Here is a 1,214-nt window from a genome sequence, read left to right on the forward strand (position 1 = left end):
TTCGCGCCTTGCAGCAGCGCATTGCGCTCGTACGCCTCGGCCAGAAAGCCGTAGTCGAGGCCGGTGTGGCGGACCAGCGCAATCGCCCGCGCGAGCAGATCGTCAGTCAACTGCAGCCTCTCGATCAGCCGCGCGTGGCCTTCAGCTTGTCATGCCATTCGACCAGCGCGGGCGAAGGCGGCAGGATGCCGTTCTTCTTCTCCGTTTCGATCAGCCAGCCGGTGCGGTGCCAGCCCTGGACGATGCGGTCGAGGGCGGCCACGGTGTCGTTCTCGCCCTTGCGCGCCCAGATGACCGTGGGCGAAGGGATGAGGTCCGGGCCGACGATGCGGTAGTCCTTCCATTCGGGGTTGCTGCGGGGCAGCGGCTGCAGCAGCGTGGCGTCGTGCACGGCGGCAGCGCAGTTGTTGCCGCGCAGGGCCAGCAAGGACTCGGCCGGGCTCTTGAACCCCTTGGGCGTGGCACCAATGTCGGCTGCCAACGGCTTGGCATAGCTGCTGCCTTGCGACAGGCAAACGTCCTTGCCCTTCAGGTCGCTCCACTGGTGCACCGGGCTGTCTTTCGGGACCAACGCCACGCCGCCCACGCGGTAGTACGGCGTCGGCACGTGGGCGAGCAGGTCTGCGCGCTCGGGGTTCAGCTCCATCGCCGCAACCAGGACGTCAACACGCCCCTGCTGCAGAAATTGCACGCGGTTGGAAGGTTGCACCTGCACCGTCTCCACTTCCACGCCAAGCCCGCGCCCGAGTGCCTGGGCAAGGTCGACGTTGAAGCCCGTACCGCGCTGTGTGACGGGGTCGATGGAGCCGAATGGCCCGCCCGACAGCACCACGCCCACGACAAGCTTCTTGCGCTGCTGGATCTTGATTGGTGATCGCATGCAATACCGCCACGGCGCAGGCCGTGCACGTGCTGCGCGAAAGACTCGCGGTGCCGGTGATTGGCGTCGAGCCGGGCTTGAAGCCGGCGGTTGCGACGTCGAAGAGCCGTGTGGTCGGCGTGCTCGCAACCGAAAGCACGCTGCGCAGCGAGAAATTCGCACGCCTGCTGGCGGCTGCCTCCGGCGATTGCAAGGTGCTGAGCCAGCCGGGCTACGGCCTCGTCCCCCTGATCGAACGCGGCGATACCCACTCGCCCGCGGTGCTGGAATTGCTGCAAGCGTATCTGCAACCAATGCTCGACGCGGGCGCGGACACACTCGTGCTCGGCTGCAC

At 67.0% G+C, this 1,214-nt stretch carries 1 protein-coding gene and 1 pseudogene; one reads left to right on the forward strand and one right to left on the reverse strand.

Annotation, left to right across the window (positions count from 1 at the left end; all coding sequences use genetic code 11):
- Positions 1-124: 124 nt before the first annotated feature.
- Complete coding sequence (locus FUT88_RS25905) at positions 125-880, reverse strand: transporter substrate-binding domain-containing protein (RefSeq protein ID WP_261797310.1); 756 nt, start codon at positions 878-880, stop codon at positions 125-127.
- Here FUT88_RS25905 and FUT88_RS25910 point away from each other — a divergent pair.
- Positions 868-1,214 (forward strand): annotated as a pseudogene (locus tag FUT88_RS25910) (aspartate/glutamate racemase family protein); the annotation flags it as partial. The gene FUT88_RS25905 and the pseudogene FUT88_RS25910 overlap by 13 nt on opposite strands.

The sequence above is a fragment of the Ralstonia sp. TCR112 genome (assembly GCF_007997035.1).
Classification (GTDB): domain Bacteria; phylum Pseudomonadota; class Gammaproteobacteria; order Burkholderiales; family Burkholderiaceae; genus Ralstonia; species Ralstonia edaphi.

What these genes read in the sequence shown, in the direction of transcription:
- FUT88_RS25905 (WP_261797310.1), bottom strand. Translation starts at nt 880, where the DNA reads ATGCGATCACCAATCAAGATCCAGCAGCGCAAGAAGCTTGTCGTGGGC.